16 protein-coding genes and 1 tRNA gene are annotated in these 14,922 nt (G+C 69.1%); 8 read left to right on the plus strand and 9 right to left on the minus strand.

The genetic code is table 11. The features are described from left to right. Positions 1 to 135 precede the first annotated feature (135 nt). The 7 genes from dapB to ASD21_RS16005 all read left to right on the plus strand — a co-directional run bounded on the left by dapB (position 136) and on the right by ASD21_RS16005 (position 6,844). Positions 136 to 960: a 4-hydroxy-tetrahydrodipicolinate reductase gene (gene dapB, locus ASD21_RS15980; protein ID WP_082554804.1), complete on the plus strand. Its 825-nt coding sequence runs from the start codon at positions 136 to 138 to the stop codon at positions 958 to 960. A gap of 39 nt (positions 961 to 999) precedes the next feature. Continuing rightward, positions 1,000 to 4,311 (plus strand): intermembrane phospholipid transport protein YdbH family protein, encoded by a 3,312-nt coding sequence (locus ASD21_RS15985; RefSeq protein ID WP_056444137.1) that lies wholly within the window; start codon positions 1,000 to 1,002, stop codon positions 4,309 to 4,311. 34 nt (positions 4,312 to 4,345) lie between these two features. After that, positions 4,346 to 4,522 carry a YnbE family lipoprotein gene (locus ASD21_RS23445; protein ID WP_012288956.1) on the plus strand — a complete coding sequence of 59 codons (177 nt, stop codon included), beginning with the start codon at positions 4,346 to 4,348 and terminating at the stop codon, positions 4,520 to 4,522. A gap of 13 nt (positions 4,523 to 4,535) precedes the next feature. Next, on the plus strand, positions 4,536 to 4,898 hold the full coding sequence (locus tag ASD21_RS15990) for a YdbL family protein (protein WP_056443339.1): 363 nt from the start codon (positions 4,536 to 4,538) through the stop codon (positions 4,896 to 4,898). A gap of 270 nt (positions 4,899 to 5,168) precedes the next feature. Continuing rightward, on the plus strand, positions 5,169 to 5,594 hold the full coding sequence (locus tag ASD21_RS15995) for an Hsp20 family protein (RefSeq protein ID WP_056444140.1): 426 nt from the start codon (positions 5,169 to 5,171) through the stop codon (positions 5,592 to 5,594). 100 nt (positions 5,595 to 5,694) lie between these two features. Then, a complete protein-coding gene (locus ASD21_RS16000) occupies positions 5,695 to 5,964 on the plus strand; it encodes a DUF1150 family protein (RefSeq protein ID WP_056443342.1) in 270 nt (89 codons plus the stop codon). 262 nt (positions 5,965 to 6,226) lie between these two features. Beyond that, on the plus strand, positions 6,227 to 6,844 hold the full coding sequence (locus ASD21_RS16005) for a peptidylprolyl isomerase (RefSeq protein ID WP_056443344.1): 618 nt from the start codon (positions 6,227 to 6,229) through the stop codon (positions 6,842 to 6,844). Between the two features lie 197 nt (positions 6,845 to 7,041). Here ASD21_RS16005 and ptsN read toward each other — a convergent pair whose 3' ends face one another. From ptsN to ASD21_RS16050, 9 genes are all read right to left on the minus strand, one after another. Further along, entirely contained in the window at positions 7,042 to 7,512 is a 471-nt protein-coding gene (ptsN, locus tag ASD21_RS16010) for a PTS IIA-like nitrogen regulatory protein PtsN (RefSeq protein ID WP_056443347.1), read from the minus strand. Positions 7,513 to 7,612: 100 nt separating this feature from the next. Continuing rightward, on the minus strand, positions 7,613 to 8,245 hold the full coding sequence (gene hpf, locus ASD21_RS16015; protein ID WP_056443349.1) for a ribosome hibernation-promoting factor, HPF/YfiA family: 633 nt from the start codon (positions 8,243 to 8,245) through the stop codon (positions 7,613 to 7,615). A 51-nt stretch (positions 8,246 to 8,296) separates the two neighbouring features. Beyond that, positions 8,297 to 8,908 (minus strand): exopolysaccharide biosynthesis protein, encoded by a 612-nt coding sequence (locus ASD21_RS16020; RefSeq protein WP_056443352.1) that lies wholly within the window; start codon positions 8,906 to 8,908, stop codon positions 8,297 to 8,299. A 57-nt stretch (positions 8,909 to 8,965) separates the two neighbouring features. Then, complete coding sequence (gene rpoN, locus ASD21_RS16025; RefSeq protein WP_056443356.1) at positions 8,966 to 10,483, minus strand: RNA polymerase factor sigma-54; 1,518 nt, start codon at positions 10,481 to 10,483, stop codon at positions 8,966 to 8,968. 280 nt (positions 10,484 to 10,763) lie between these two features. After that, positions 10,764 to 11,522: an LPS export ABC transporter ATP-binding protein gene (lptB, locus tag ASD21_RS16030; protein ID WP_056444143.1), complete on the minus strand. Its 759-nt coding sequence runs from the start codon at positions 11,520 to 11,522 to the stop codon at positions 10,764 to 10,766. 18 nt (positions 11,523 to 11,540) lie between these two features. Further along, a complete protein-coding gene (locus tag ASD21_RS16035) occupies positions 11,541 to 12,140 on the minus strand; it encodes an LptA/OstA family protein (RefSeq protein ID WP_056444145.1) in 600 nt (199 codons plus the stop codon). Between the two features lie 17 nt (positions 12,141 to 12,157). After that, positions 12,158 to 12,826 carry an LPS export ABC transporter periplasmic protein LptC gene (gene lptC, locus ASD21_RS16040; RefSeq protein WP_056443359.1) on the minus strand — a complete coding sequence of 223 codons (669 nt, stop codon included), beginning with the start codon at positions 12,824 to 12,826 and terminating at the stop codon, positions 12,158 to 12,160. Between the two features lie 10 nt (positions 12,827 to 12,836). Then, the gene (locus tag ASD21_RS16045) at positions 12,837 to 13,454 is read right to left on the minus strand and encodes a ribonuclease D (RefSeq protein ID WP_056443361.1); all 618 of its coding nucleotides are present in this window, start codon (positions 13,452 to 13,454) and stop codon (positions 12,837 to 12,839) included. A gap of 269 nt (positions 13,455 to 13,723) precedes the next feature. Continuing rightward, positions 13,724 to 13,810: transfer RNA gene (locus ASD21_RS16050), tRNA-Leu, on the minus strand. A gap of 144 nt (positions 13,811 to 13,954) precedes the next feature. On the opposite strand from ASD21_RS16050, the gene ASD21_RS16055 reads away from it, so the two are divergent. Next, on the plus strand, positions 13,955 to 14,911 hold the full coding sequence (locus tag ASD21_RS16055; RefSeq protein WP_056443363.1) for a complex I NDUFA9 subunit family protein: 957 nt from the start codon (positions 13,955 to 13,957) through the stop codon (positions 14,909 to 14,911). The last annotated feature ends 11 nt before the right edge of the window (positions 14,912 to 14,922 follow it).

The raw sequence follows: 14,922 nt of genomic DNA on the forward strand, positions 1-14,922 counted from the left end.
TCCGCGCAAACGCTTGTTCTGCTTGGATTTGCTGTTGTCCAACGTTGTCATTCGGAGGCGCCCCAAGGGCACTTTGTCTTGACCTGAGGGGGCGGGTCGGGAGACTACCGCGCGGGTCAATCCCGGGAGATCGCCTTGAGCCAGAACGACTTAGCGCCGCCGCGAAGCCGATCGAAAGGTACCGTTACCATTGCGTTGGCGGGCTGCCTGGGCCGCATGGGCCAGGCCCTGGCGCGGACCTTGGATGGGCGGTCCGACGCGACGGTCGTCGGACGATTTGATCGGCCCGGCGCGACCGGAGAGGGCCTCGTGGAGCGCGACGTGGCCCTGAAGGTCGCCGAGGTGGCCATCGACTTCACGATTCCCGAGGCCTCCGTGGCCCTGGCCGAAGCCGCCGCCCTCCTTTCTGAAAGAGATGGCGGCGGCCCCGCCTTGGTCATCGGCTCGACCGGTTTTTCCGACGAACAGAACGCCCGGATCGCGGCGGCGGCGACCAAGGTCGCCATCGTCAAGTCCGGCAACTATTCGCTGGGCGTCAACATGCTGATGGGCCTGGTCAGGCAGGCCGCCGCCGCCCTGCCCGCCTCGGATTGGGACGTCGAGGTGTACGAGGCCCACCACAAGCGCAAGATCGACGCCCCGTCCGGCACCGCCCTGATGCTGGGCCAGGCGGCGGCCGAAGGGCGCGGCGTGGGCCTGGGCCAGGTGGCCGACCGCGGCCGCGACGGCGTCACCGGCCCGCGCAAGGAAGGCGCGATCGGCTTCTCGGTGGTGCGCGGCGGCGGGATCATCGGCGAGCATAGCGTGATCTTCGCCGGCGAGGAGGAGGTGCTGACCCTGTCGCACTCGGCCACCGATCGGGGGCTGTTCGCGCGGGGCGCGGTGGCCGCCGCCTTGTGGGTCAAGGGCAAGCCGCCCGGGCTCTACGACATGCAGGATGTGCTGGGGTTTCAAAACTAGGCCTAACAATCGCCGCAGCTTGCGGCATTGTGCTCCTCGATGGCTGAACCGCTACCGCCCGATCCCCAGCCCGACGCCGAGCCGGCTTCCCCGATCGAAATCGTGGAGGCCGCGGGCGCGACGCTGAGGGATGTCGTGCTGGAGGTGATGTCGCTGGCCGCCCTGGCCTTCATCGCCCTGGGCTTCGCCACCTATGCCGGCCGCCGCGAGATCAGCCGCGAGCTGGCCCTGGCCTGGCTGAACAACAAGGGGATCGAGGCGACGCTCGACCTCGACGACCTGGACGCCACCGGCTTCGCCGGCGCCATTCGCCTGGGTCCCAAGAACGCTCCGGTGTTCTCGGCCGAGCGCATCGAGGTGGCCTATGACCTGGTCACGCCCTGGAGCGGCGGCCCGTTCGCGCTGAACACCCGGGCCGTGCGGCTGGTGCGGCCGAGGGTCAACGCCCGGCTCGACCAGAACGGCCTGAACTTCGGAACCCTGCAGCCGCTGATCGACGCGGCGCTGAAGTCGCCGGACGAACCGACCACGCCCGGTCCGGCGATCCTGATCGAGGACGCCCGGGTGCTGCTGCGCACGCCCGGCGGCCCGGCCCGTCTGACCGGCGACGCCAGCCTGGACGACGGCAAGCTGCTGCGCTTCGACGGCCGGCTGGGCGCCCTGCGCTACGCCGCCCCGGGCTTGTCGTTCGAGACCGACGGCGCCCTGATCAAGGCCCGCAAGCGCGGCGACCGCCTGACCCTCGACGTCCAGCTGGCCCTGAAGACGCTCAGCGTCAGCCGTTCGGGCGCCAGCCAGCTGGACCTGACCGAGGCGCAAGGCTCCCTGCAGGCCGACATGACCTATCCGGACCTGAAAAAGCTGTCGATGGTCGGACCCGCGGAGGCGCGGCTGGCCCTGAAGGCCCGGGGCGCCGAGGTCGGGGCCGCCAGCCTGGGCGGGCTGGAGGCCAATCTGGCGGTGGCCGGCCTGCTGAGCGGCGACCTCAAGCGCGGCGGCCTGACCGGCAAGACCACCCTGCACGCGCGGGGCGAAAGCCTGACCGCCACGGGACCAGGCGGCGGCCTGGACAGCCGCGACGTGGTCGCCGACCTCGACCTGTCGAACCTGGCCCTGACCTATGACCCGGCCGGCGCGCACGGCTCGGCCCGCACCCGCCTGACCGCCAACGCCGAGCGGGCGGTGGCCGGCGGCGCGGCCCTGTCGCGGACCTCGGTCGAGGTCCAGTCCTCCAGCCTGACCCTGGTGTCGGACGCCCAGCGCAGCTCGATCAGCGGTCCGCTGACCGTGGCCCTGGGCGGCGGCCGCGTGGCGGCGGGCGGGGTCGTCCTGTCCAGCCTGGCGGCCGACGGCAAGGGCCGGTTCTCGGTCGGGACCGACGGGATCGCCCTGGCCCTGGACGGCAATGCCGACGCCGACGGGGCCATGACCGGTCCGGACGCCGCGCGCGTGACCGCCGCCCTGCCCAATCCCGCCTACGCCCAGGCCGCGGCCCGGGCCCTGTCGCGTTTCGAGCTCAGCGCTCCGGCCCTGAAGCTGGGGATCACCGGCGGCCAAACGATCCTGTCCCTGCCCCGTCCGCTGTCCCTGACCGCCGCCACCGGGGCCAAGGCCGTGCTGAGCGCGCCCGGCGGCCCGCTGCTGGCGGCCCGGGACGGCGCGGCCGACGGCCGGGCGGCGGTCGCCCTGAGCGGCGGCGGCCTGCCCGACCTGACCCTGAAGGCTCCCAACTGGCGGTCCGACGCCTCGGGCCTGACCAGCGACGTGATCGTGGCGGGAACGCTGGACGTCCCGCCGTTCCTCGGCGTGGCCGGAACCCTGGCCGGCCAGGCGCGGCTGGCCGGCGGCGGGCTGACGGTCCGCCTGAATCGCTGCACGCCGATGACCGCCCGGGCGATCGCCATGGGTGAGCCGCCGATCAGCGACGTGACCTTCGACCTCTGCCCCGCCGCCCAGCCCCTGGTGGTCGCCGTCGGCGGGATCTGGCGGGCCTCGGCCCTGGTCAAGGACGGCGCGGCCCTGGTCAATGTCGCCCAGGCGCGGCTGGAGGGCGTCGACGCCAGCTTCGTGGGCGGCGGGCGCGGCTTCGACGCCGCCCAGATCAAGGTCACCGGCGGCCGGGTGGTCGAGGCCTCGACCGAGGGCAAGCGCTTCGAGACCATCGCCGCGACCGGCCAGGTCGACCTGGCGCGCGGCCAGTGGACCGGCGGGCTGGACGCCAAGACCCTGGACGGCCGCGCGCTGGGCCGGGTCACGATCCGCCACGAGGTGGCCAGCGGTCGGGGCCAGGCCGATATCGACGCCTCCAGGCTGACCTTCGCCAAGGGCGGGTTGCAGCCGCTGGGCCTGACGCCCCTGGCCGCGGTCGCCCGCGACGCCGAGGGTCCGGCCGCCTTCACCGGGCGCTTCGCCTGGGCCGGCGAGGTAATGACCAGCTCCGGCAAGATCACGACCACGGGCCTGGATTTCCGCAGTCCGCTGGGCCAGGTCCACCGGCTGAAGGGTCAGATCGTGTTCGACAGCCTGGCCCCGCTGACCGCCCCGCCCGGCCAGGTCCTGACCATCGACAGCATCGACGCCATCGTGCCGATCCAATCGGTCCAGGCCAGCCTCGCCCTCGGCGCGGAGGCGCTGCACCTGCAGGCCACGACCTTCGAGGCCTCGAAGGGCAAGATCACCCTCGAACCGCTCGACGTGCCGCTGGACGGCAAGGGCGTGATCAAGGGCGTGGTGACGATCGCGGGCCTGGATCTGGGCCAACTGGTCGCCGACTCGTCCCTGGCCGACAAGGTCAAGGTCGAGGCGGTGATCGACGGCCGCCTGCCGTTCGAGGCCGGTCCGGCCGGCTTCCGCTTCGTCGACGGCAAGGTCTACGCCGTCGGCCCCGGCCGCCTGTCGATCGCCCGCGAGGCCCTGACCGGGGTGCAGGCGGGGCAAGGGGCCGCCGTCGATCCCAACGATCCGCTGACCACCAAGAAGGACGCGCCCGTCAACGCCATCCAGGACTTCGCCTACCAGGCCATGGAGAACCTCGCCTTCGACACGCTGGAGGCCGGGGTCAGCAGCACCGACAAGGGGCGGCTGGGCGTGCTGTTCCACATCAAGGGCGAGCACGATCCCAAGATCGTCGAGAAGGCCCGGATCGGCCTGATGGAGCTGCTGAACGGCAGCGCCTTCCAACGCCGCATTCCCCTGCCCGCCAAGACGCCGGTCGACCTGACGCTGGATACGTCGTTAAACTTCGACGAGCTCCTCGCGGCCTGGCGGCGCGGATGGCAGGAAAGCGAGCCCGAAACGCCCGCGACCCCTCCCGCCGCGCAAGCGCCGCGTTCAGACGCGGTTCAGCCGTGAAGCCGCACCTTTCTCGAGAACTGGAGACACCCGCATGAAGCGCGCCCTGATCCTTCCCCTCCTCGCGGTGGGCGCCCTGGCGGCGTGCACACCGACGGTGCGGGTCAAGGTCGACCCGATCAACATCTACGCCAAGCTGGACGCCGACGTGCGCGTGCGACTGGACAAGGAAGTCCAGACGCTGATCCAGCAAAACCCGAACCTGTTCTAGAGGAGGAACCGACATGATCCGCAAGACTATGACGGTCCTGGCCCTGGCCGCCTCGCTGGGCGCCGTGAGCTTTGGGGCCCTTCCCGCCCTGGCCCAGTCGCCCGCCGCCAAGGCCGCCGTCGACGCCGCCAAGGCGTCCGGAACCGTGGGCGAGCAGGCCGACGGCTATCTGGGCGTCGTCTCGGGCGGCGACGCGGCCCTGCGCGCCGCCGTGGCCGAGATCAACACCGGCCGCGCGGCCGCCTACAAGGACATCGCCGCCAAGACCGGCGTCACCCCCGAAGCCGCCGGCCAGGCCACCGCCAAGCAGCTCTACGCCCGCCTGGCGCCCGGCCAGTACTGGAAGCCGCTGGATGGCGGCTGGACGAAGAAATAGGCGCGAACGGCCAGGCTGGTCCTCCCCCTGTGGGGGAGGCGGCCGAAGGCCGGTGGGGGGAGTTTGGGCAGGCGGCCTTTTCGTGCGGTCGGGGCCTCATTACTCCCCCCTCCGTCGCCCTTTGGGCGACACCTCCCCCACGGGGGGAGGACCTTGCTTCCCTCTTGAACCCGCCCGCGCGCGTCGCCACCTAGGAGTTACGTTGCGAGGCCGGGCGCCGATCTTGGGCCTGATCCTCGCGAACGAAGTCGCTTGAGCGAGGACTTCGCGATGACCCGGACGATCCTGTTCGACAGCCCCTTTCTACTGGGCTTCGAGCACACACGAGACCTGATCGAGCGCGCGGCCAAGGCCGCCGCCGAAAGCTATCCGCCCTACAACGTCGAACAGGCCGACGACGGCGGGGTGCGCATCACCCTGGCGGTGGCCGGCTTTTCGCCCGACCAGCTGCACGTGACCGTCGAAGGCGGCCAGCTGATCGTGGCCGGGCGGCGCGACAACGAAGGCAAGCCCGAGGCCGACAAGGCCTATCTGCATCGCGGCATCGCCGCCCGCGGCTTCCTGCGGACCTTCGTGCTGGCCGACGGCATGGAGGTCACGGCCGCTACGCTCGAGCACGGCCTGCTGCACGTGGACCTGGCCCGTCCGGAGCCCGAACGGCTGGTCCGCCGCATCCCGATCCGCTCGGCGGGATAGGCCTTACGGCGGCCCGTCGACGCTTTCTCATCACGATCCCCAGACGCGGTCTGAACCGAGACGCGCCACGGGGCGTTCCCTTTCCGAAGGAGGTGGTCTTATGACACCGAACCCCGCTACCCCGTTCTTCTCCGCCGAAGCCTTCGCGGCCCTGGGCGCCCCGGATCTGGTCTATGTGCGACCGATCAAGGCCGCGGAGATCCTGGCCGACGTGCCCGTCGGCGTCAGCGACGAGGTCGACCTTTCCCCTGACCAGACGCTCTACGCGGTGTTCCGCGCCGACGGCGCGCGCCTGGCCGTGCTGACCGACAAGGACGCGGCCGTCGCCGCCGCCCTCGCCCACGAACTGGCGCCCGTCTCGGTGCACTAAGTCCTATCGCCGTGCTTGGTCCTCGTCCTTCGACAAGCTCAGGATGAGGACCATTTTAGAAGCTTTGCAGTAGAGAACCTCATCCTGAGCTTGTCGAAGGACGAGGTTCTCGCTTGCGGGGGGCGAGCGCCGACCGCGCCAGGGCTTTTTCGATCCCATCGGTATCTTCGCAGGTCTCGGCAGCGAGCCGACCACCTTCTGTCGACGCGCCCCCTTCAGGCAGGGTAAGCAGGCGTGACCTTCGATAGGACGAGGAAGACGCATGAACGACGCGAGGATCGGGCGCCGGAGCCTGCTGGGCGTGGCCGGACTGCTGATCGCGCGCCCAGCCTGGGCCGCCCAACCCAAGCCTCTGGCCAAGCCCCGCGTGGCGATCCAGACCGATCACGGCGTGATCGTCGTCGAACTGGAGAGCGGCAAGGCGCCGGTCACCTGCGCCAATTTCCTGCGCTATGTCGACGCCCGCAAATACGACGGCGGGAGCTTCTACCGGGCCTCCAAGACCAAGGGCGTCAAGGGCGCCGGCTCGATCCAGGGCGGACCGCCCGACCGCGTGCGCCGCTTCGCGCCCATCGCCCACGAAAGCACCCGCCTGACCGGGATCAAGCACCGGGCCGGGACGATCTCGATGGCCCGCAACGCCCCCGGCAGCGCCACCTGCGACTTCTTCATCTGCGCCAGCCCCCAGCCCTATCTGGACGCCCATCCGGGCGCGGCGGGCGACAACCAGGGCTTCGCGGCCTTCGGCGGCGTGGTCCAGGGGTTGGATGTGGTGAAGAAGATCCTGGCCCTGAAGGCCGACGGCCCCGCGCCCTATCCGGCCATGAAGGGACAGATGCTCAATCCGCCGGTGAAGATCATCGGAATGAAGCGGGCTTAGGGGGCTCGAGCTCGCTAGCAACGAACCTCCATTCAACCGTCATCCCGGGCCTTGTGCCCGGGACCCCTGGTTCAGCTGACGGTGAAGCGCCTTGGCGCGCTGGCGCGCCACACCTCCGCACCTGCGGCGGACAGAGGGGTCCCGGGCACAAGGCCCGGGATGACGGTGGGTTGTGGGGTGTTGAAGGGGGAGAACCCTCAGGCCGCCGTCGGCTTGCTCTCGTGGGCCTGGGTCAGCGTCACGTGCACGGCGTCGGCCGAGCGGGCCTTGCGCAGCTGTTCGCGCATTTCGGGCTGGCGCATCAGTCGCGAGATGCGGGCCAGGGCCCGCAGGTGGCTGGAATCGGCGTCCTTGGGCGCGAACAACGCCACCAGCAGATCGACGGGCTTGTCGTCCACGGCCCCGAACGCCACCGGGGTCTCCAGACGCACGAACACCGCGCGGACCCGGTCCAGGCCGCGCAGGCGGGCGTGCGGGATCGCCACGCCCTGGCCCACGCCGGTCGAGCCGGCGTTCTCGCGCTCGATCAGACCCTCCAGCGCCTCGTCGGCGTCGACGCCGAACGCGCGGGCGGCGACGTCGGCGATCACGCCGAGAACCTGACGCTTGTTGGCGGCGCTGACCCGCAGGGTGACCGCGCCGGGCTCCAGTAGATCGCCGATGGTCATGGTGTGGAAACTCGCTCGCAGTCGGTCGTCGCGTATCGTCGCCCCAAGAAAGCCTCGGGATTGGGACCTACCAAAACGCGCCGACCGACCCGAGGTTCGATCAGCCCATGGCCGGTGCGTGCCCGTTTAGCGACTTCGTGCGTTCGGGGTCGATCCAGCCGATATTTCCGTCAGGCCGCCTGTAGACCACAGACAAACCGTCGTGGGCGGCGTTCCTAAACACGATTGCCTGGGACTCGGTCAAGTCCAGTTCCATGACCGCCATGGAAACAGTCATGATCTTCAGCGAGGACTGGGTTTCGGCGATGATCATGCCGGCGGGGGCGCCGGCGGGGTGATCGTCCTCCGCGCTCCAGTCGTCGTCGTCGATCTCGTCGCTGTCGGGGGCCCGCAGCACGTACATCGCCGCGTTTTCCGCCTGCTTGGCGGTGGCGGCGATGGAGTGGCTCTTAAGTCGTCGCTTGTAGCGCCGAATGCGCGTCTCGATCTTGGCCAGGGCGGCGTCGAAGGCCGCGTGGGCGTCGCCGCCCGAACCATGGCTGATCAGCTGCTGGCCCGAAGCCAGCTTGACCGAACAATCGACCCGGAAGGCGAAGCCCTCCTTGCTGATCACGACCTCGGCGTCACCGCCGCGGTCGAAATACTTGCCGATGCTCAGGGCGATTTCGTCGGAGACTCGCGCTCGCAGAGCCTCACCAACGTCGACATGCTTGCCGGAGATTTGGACTTGCATGGCCTATCAACGCGCCCGTCTCGGCCCGGTGTCAAGCGTCGCAAAAACGACTTAAAACAGCCCCGGAATCATATGCAGGAGCCTCTGAACCGCCGCCGTCACGACCCCGGCGCTGACCACCAGCAGGCCGACGCTGATCGACGCCATCAGGTAGCCCAGCAGGGCCAGAAGGCCGTCGCGCTGCAGCAGGGCCAGGGCCAGGACGGCCACCGTGGCCCCCGGCGCCAGGTTGCCCAGCGGGATCGGCAGCACCAGCACCAGGGCCAGCAGGGTGCAGACCACGCCGATCAGGCGCTCGCCGACCCGGCCGAACAGGATCTCCAGCCGGGGACGGGTGACCAGCTCCATCCGGCGGACGATCGGCGTCAGCCTACGGAACAATCCGCGCAGGTCGTCGCGCTTCAGGGGGTGCTCGACCAGCTTGCGCGGCAGCCACGGAATGTCGGAACCCCAGGCGATCTGCGGGGCCAGCAACAAGATCGGCAGGCTGAGGATCGTGGACGAGCCCGGGGGCAGGGGCAGGCAGTTGAGCAGGCCGAACACCAGCAGCATGGCCCCGAAGGCGCGGCTGTCGAACTGCTCCAGCATCTGGCCGACGGTCAGGACGGGACGCGTGTCCTCGCCGAACCCCTCGATGACGTCGGACAAGCTCTCGGTGGTCATGCTTCGCCTTTAGTCGTCTTCACGAAACGCGGAGCACGACTGTTCGGCACCATGGGGTCAGGCGGTTTCCTTGATCAAGCGCCGCCGTTCAACTGACGAGGGAATTCGCAGGGCCTCGCGGTACTTGGCCACCGTGCGGCGGGCGATGTCCACGCCGCTGTCCTTGAGGATCTCGACGATGCGGTCGTCGGAATGGACGTCGGCCTCGGTGCGTTCGGCCTCGACCAGGCCCTTGATCTTGTGGCGCACGCTGGCGGCCGAGTGGGCCTCGCCGCCTTCGGTGGCCTGGATCGCCGAGGTGAAGAAGTATTTCAGCTCGAACACCCCGCGCGGGGTGGCGATGTACTTGTTGGAGGTCACCCGGCTGACCGTCGACTCGTGCATGCCGATGGCGTCGGCGACGGTCTTCAGGTTCAGCGGCCGCAGGTGCTCGACGCCGTAGGCCAGGAAGCCGTCCTGCTGGCGGACGATCTCGCTGGAGACCTTCAGGATGGTCTTGGCCCGCTGGTCGAGGCTTTTGACCAGCCAGTTGGCGGTGGCGAAGCTGTCGGAGACGAAGGTCTTTTCCTGGTCGGTCCGCGCGCCCTTGCTGACGCGGGCGTGGTAGCGCTGGTCGACCAGCACCCTGGGCAGGGTGTCGGTGTTCAGCTCCACGTGCCACAGGCCGCCCGGCGTCTCGCGCACATGGACGTCGGGCACCAGGGTCTGGGGCGGATCGCTGTGGAAGGCCGCGCCGGGGCGGGGGGTCAGGGCGCGGATCTCGGCGACCATCTCGCGCAGGTCCTCGTCGTCGACGCCGCAGAGCTTGCGCAAGGCCGCCATGTCGCGCTTGGCCAGCAGGTCCAGATTGTCCAGCAGGGCGGCCATGCAGGGGTCGTAGCGGTTGACGTCCTTCAGCTGCAGGGCCAGGCACTCGCGCACGTCGCGGGCCATGACGCCGGCCGGCTCGAAGCCTTGCAGCACGGTCAGGACGCCTTCCACGAAGTCCAGGGCGCAGCCCAGGCGCTCGGCGACTTCGGCGATGTCGGCGCGCAGGTAGCCGGTCTCGTCGACGGCGTCGATCAGCACCCCGGCCACGACGTTCTGGGCGGGCGACAGGCCGGCCACGGCCAGCTGCTCGGTCAGGTGCTCGACCAGGGTCGGCGGGCGCGACAGGGCGCCTTCGTAATTGTCGTCGCTCTCGAAATTGCCGCCGCCGCCGGTGCGCGACCAGTCGATCTGGCCGCCGGCCTGTTCAGCCCCGGCTTCGGCGCCGTCGCCGGTGGCGCGTTCACCTGGGGAAACGTCGTCGGGCGTGGCGTCCATCTGGCCGCTGGCGGCGCTGTCGGAGACCGCGTCCAGGCTCAGGTTCTCGGTCGGGCGTTCGATGTCGCCCTCGCCTTCATTGGGGGGCGCGCGCTCGGCCTCGACCGGGCCGTCTTCGCGCTGGAGCAGGGGATTGCGCTCGAGTTCGGCCTCGACGAAGGCGTCGAGTTCAAGGTTCGACAGTTGCAGGAGCTTGATCGCCTGCTGAAGCTGCGGCGTGATGACAAGGCCCTGGCCTTGACGAAGCTCCAATCGATGGCCGAGAGCCAATGCGCCCTCCTGGGCAAATCAACGAACCTGTTGATCGCCATTGAAAGGCCAGTTGGTTAACGGGGCGCCAACGCCAGCAAAAAGCGGGCCACTGCGACCATCCGCCCGTGAAACCCGGCGTTTTTCTCGATCCTGAACATCAAGCCGTTGATATTGCGAGGTTTCTGCTGTGTCGAAACCTAGACGCACGGATCCGCGCGCTCCGGATGTCGGAACGCGCGGCCCGTTAAATTTGCCCAGGACGGAGGGCCTCGACCCGAAAGGTCGAGGCGAAGGGCGCCTAGACCCGCTCGTCGAAGCTGTCGCCGAGATAGACGCGGCGGACCTCGGGGTTGTCGACGATCTCCTGCGGGGCGCCCTCGAACAGCACCTCGCCGGCGTGGATGATCGAGGCGCGATCGACCATTTGCAGCGTCTCGCGGACGTTGTGGTCGGTGATCAGGATGCCGATGCCGCGGTTCTTCAGATAGCTGACCACCTCGCGGATGTCGGAGATCGCCAGGGGGTCGATGCCCGCGAACGGTTCGTCCAGCAGCATGAACGAGGGTTCGCTGGCCAGGGCCCGGGCGATTTCGACGCGTCGACGCTCGCCGCCCGACAGGGCGACGGCCGGCGACTTGCGGATGTGGGTGATCCGCAGCTCTTCCAGGATCTCGGTCACGTGCTCGCGCGCCTTGCGCTGGTCCTTCTGGCGCATCTCGACCACGGCCATGACGTTCTGCTCGACCGTCATGCCCCGGAAGATCGAGGCTTCCTGCGGCAGATAGCCCACGCCCATGCGGGCGCGCTGGAACATCGGCTGGCTGGTGATGTCCTCGCCGTCCAGATAGATCGAGCCGTAGTCGGCGGCGACCAGGCCGGTGATCATGTAGAAGCAGGTGGTCTTGCCGGCGCCGTTGGGGCCCAGCAGGCCCGCGACCTCGCCGCGCTTGAGGCGCAGGGAGACGCTCTTGACGACGGGGCGGTCGCCGAACGACTTGCCGATGGCGTCGACGACGAGGCCGTCTGAGGCCAGGTCGCTAACACCCGGGTATTGCATCGAAAACGCCATGGGTTCCTACGGCTTGCCGGCGGGCTTTTTGTCTTTGTTCTGGTCGGGATAGAGCACCGCCCGCACACGCGTCTTGCCGCGACCCGTGGCGTTGGATTCCATCTTCACGTCGTTGGTCTTGGTCTTGATCGTCATGCGGTCGCCGCGCGCGACGTCCTGACCCTGGACGGCCACGACGTCGCCGGTCACCACGACGGTGTCGGTGGCGTAGTCGTAGACGGCGTGATCGCCGCGCACCGTCTGTTCCGGCGTCACGTAGAAGACGTTGCCGTCGGCCTCGACGCGATCGACGTCGCCGCAGTCGGCGTTGCCGCCTGGCGTCGCGGACGCCTTACCCGGCACCTTGCGGCGGTTGTAGACGGTCATGGTCGCGGCTCGCATGCGGGCCTTGTCCTGCAGAACCTCGACCGCGCCGCGGAAGATGGTCTTGCACTGGCTGTTGATGACCTCCTGCTCGTCGGCGGAGATGTCCACCGGCGCGCTGGAGTTGTTGCCGCCGCCGCCGGGCGTCTGCGCCATGGCGGCGCCGCCCCAGGAACCCACGACGAGGGCCGGGCCGCTCAACAGGCTGAAGGCGATCGCCGTCGGCGCCATCCATCGATTCATCAACCAGGTCCTCATGTCTATTCCGGAGCCGTCCCGGGGTCTTGGCCTTGTTCCGGGACGGTTTCGCCCGTCTTCCGGTCGATCCGTGTCTTGACGCCGCCCCGGAAGATGATGCGGTCGCCCTTGTCATATACGGAGTAAGCGTTGGATTGCACCTGTCCAGTTGGACCTTCGCCTTGAAGCGAGGTTTCGCCGGTGGTGTTGCCGTTGCGGGTGTCGACCAGCGCCTCGTCCGAAGCAAAGCGGTAGCCGGCGCCGTCGTCCATGCGGACATTGCCGTACAGCTGGAGCTTCAGGGTGTCTTCGCGATAGACGCCGCGATCGGCGGTCGAGCGGGTGGGGGCGGGGCTGCCCACGCCCAGGGTCAGGGTCGGGGCGTCCAGGAACACCCGCTTGAGGTCGTTTTCGTCGCGCACCGCCGAGCGGGCGGTGATGATGAACGGCCGCCCGTCGCTGGACTGGCCGTAGAAGCGCGGCGAGACCATGCGGATCTGGGCCTTGCTCTCGGCCGGCCGACGGTCGCCGGCGGTGAAGGATCGCCAGGCCACCTGGCCGCCGACCGTCGCCAGCAGGGCGGCCATCGCGGCCGGCAGCACCACGCGCGCCAGCTTGACGCGGCGCGAACGGCGGCGCCAACGGCGCAGGTCCCGTCTGTATCCCGCCTGGTCGGCCTCGAGGGTGGTCATGCCTCCGGCCTCAGCTGTGCGCGAAGATGTCGACGTCTTCCCAGCCGGCCAGGTCGAGGGCCGCCCGATGGGGAAGATAGTCGAAGGCGGCCTTGGCCAGCGCCATGCGGCCCTCGCGGACCAGCATGGCGTCCAGGCGCTCGCGCAGGGCGTGGAGATGCAGCACGTCGGACGCGGCGTAGGCGACCTGCTCGGGCGACAGCGCCGCCGCGCCCCAGTCCGAGCTCTGCTGGACCTTGGACAGCTCGATCCCGACCAGTTCGCGCGTCACGTCCTTGAGGCCGTGGCGGTCCGTATAGGTGCGGGCCAGCTTGCTGGCGATCTTGGTGCAGTACACGGGAGCCGTCATGACCCCTAAGTGCAACAGGAACATGGCGATATCGAAGCGGCCGAAGTGGAAAAGCTTCACCACCGCCGGATCGGTCAGCAGGCGCTTGAGGTTGGGAGCGTCGTAGGTCGAGCGGTCCAGGCGCACCACGTGGGCGTCGCCGTCGCCCGACGACAGCTGGACGACGCAGAGCGGATCGCGGCCCAGCCGAAGGCCCATGGTCTCGGAATCGATGGCGACCGCGGTCGCGCCGGCGAAAGCGCCGTCCGGAAGGTCGCCTTCATGCAGAAAGTTGGCCAAGTCTCTTCGTCTCCGCGCCTCGGTCTCGTCGCGCGGACGCTGCGAATTCCCGATACGCCTGAATAGTGGGGCGCCGACCCTGTCGGCCGGATGAACAGGATATCTAACGCCTGGCCAGCGCGACCGCCAGCCCATCCCGCGCACAAGACCGTGGCGCACGACAGGGTTGCGCGCGGCTGGATCGCGCCCCCGAGGGGACGAAACACCATCTAGGGATGTTGGATTTCATTCGGCACCACCCCGACCTTCTTTCGAAGGTTGGTAGGGGGTGGTGCCCAGGAGAGGACTCGAACCTCCACGACCTTTCAGTCACTGGCACCTGAAGCCAGCGCGTCTACCAATTCCGCCACCTGGGCCTGCGGGGCGATCCGTGGAGCGCCGCGAGGCCGGGACGTTTATGCAAAGGTTTTGACCGCGTCAATCGCTTAGTTGCGCATTTCGTTGCGATTGGTCGCGGGGTCGTCTATCCCCCGCCTCACGAGTTTAGGACGAGGTTGATTATGCAAGGTCTGGTCACGGTGTTCGGCGGCTCCGGCTTCGTCGGCGGCCAGGTCGTACGCGCGCTCGCCAAGGCGGGTCATCGCGTGCGGGTGGCGGTGCGCAATCCGAACCTGGCCTATCGCATGCGCATGCTGGGCGATGTCGGCCAGATCGAAGTCGTGCAGGCCAATGTCCGCAACGCCCCGTCGGTGGCCCGCGCCGTGGACGGCGCCGAGGCGGTGGTCAATCTGGTCGGCGTCCTGTGGGAAAGCGGCCGGCAGAAGTTCCAGACCCTGCACGTCATGGGCGCCAAGACGGTCGCCGAGCAGGCCAAGGCCGCCGGCGTCAAGCGCCTGGTGCAGATCTCGGCCATCGGCGCCGACGCCAATTCGCCCTCGAAGTACCAGCGCACCAAGGCCGAGGGCGAAGCGGCCGTCCGCGCGGCCTTCCCCGGCGCGGTGGTGATCCGTCCGTCGATCGTGTTCGGCGCCGAGGACAAGTTCTTCAACAAGTTCGGCCAGATGGCCGCCCTGTTCCCCGCCCTGCCGCTGATCGGCGGCGGCGAGACGAAATTCCAGCCGGTCTATGTCGGCGACGTGGCCCAGGTGGTGGCGAAAGCCGTCGCCCATCCGGCCGCCGAGGGCCTGACCTACGAGCTGGGCGGCCCGGCCGTCTACAGCTTCAAGGAGATCCTGGAGTTCATCCTGCGCGAGACCGGCCGCAACCGCGTCCTGGCTCCGATCCCGTTCTTCGCGGCCGGCCTGATCGGCAAGATCGGCGACCTGTCGCCGATCGCGCCGCCGCTGACCTCGGACCAGGTCGAGTCGCTGAAGACCGACAATGTCGCCGATCACGGCCTGCCGGGCCTGGCCGAGGCCGGCGTCGTGCCGACCACCGTCGAGTCGGTGGTCCCGTCCTACCTCTACCGCTACCGCAAGGGCGGCCAGTACGCCGAGGTCCCGGCGGGGGCGTTCTAGGAATTCAAGGT

Origin of the sequence: Caulobacter sp. Root1455 (assembly GCF_001426905.1) — a bacterium.
GTDB lineage: Bacteria > Pseudomonadota > Alphaproteobacteria > Caulobacterales > Caulobacteraceae > Caulobacter.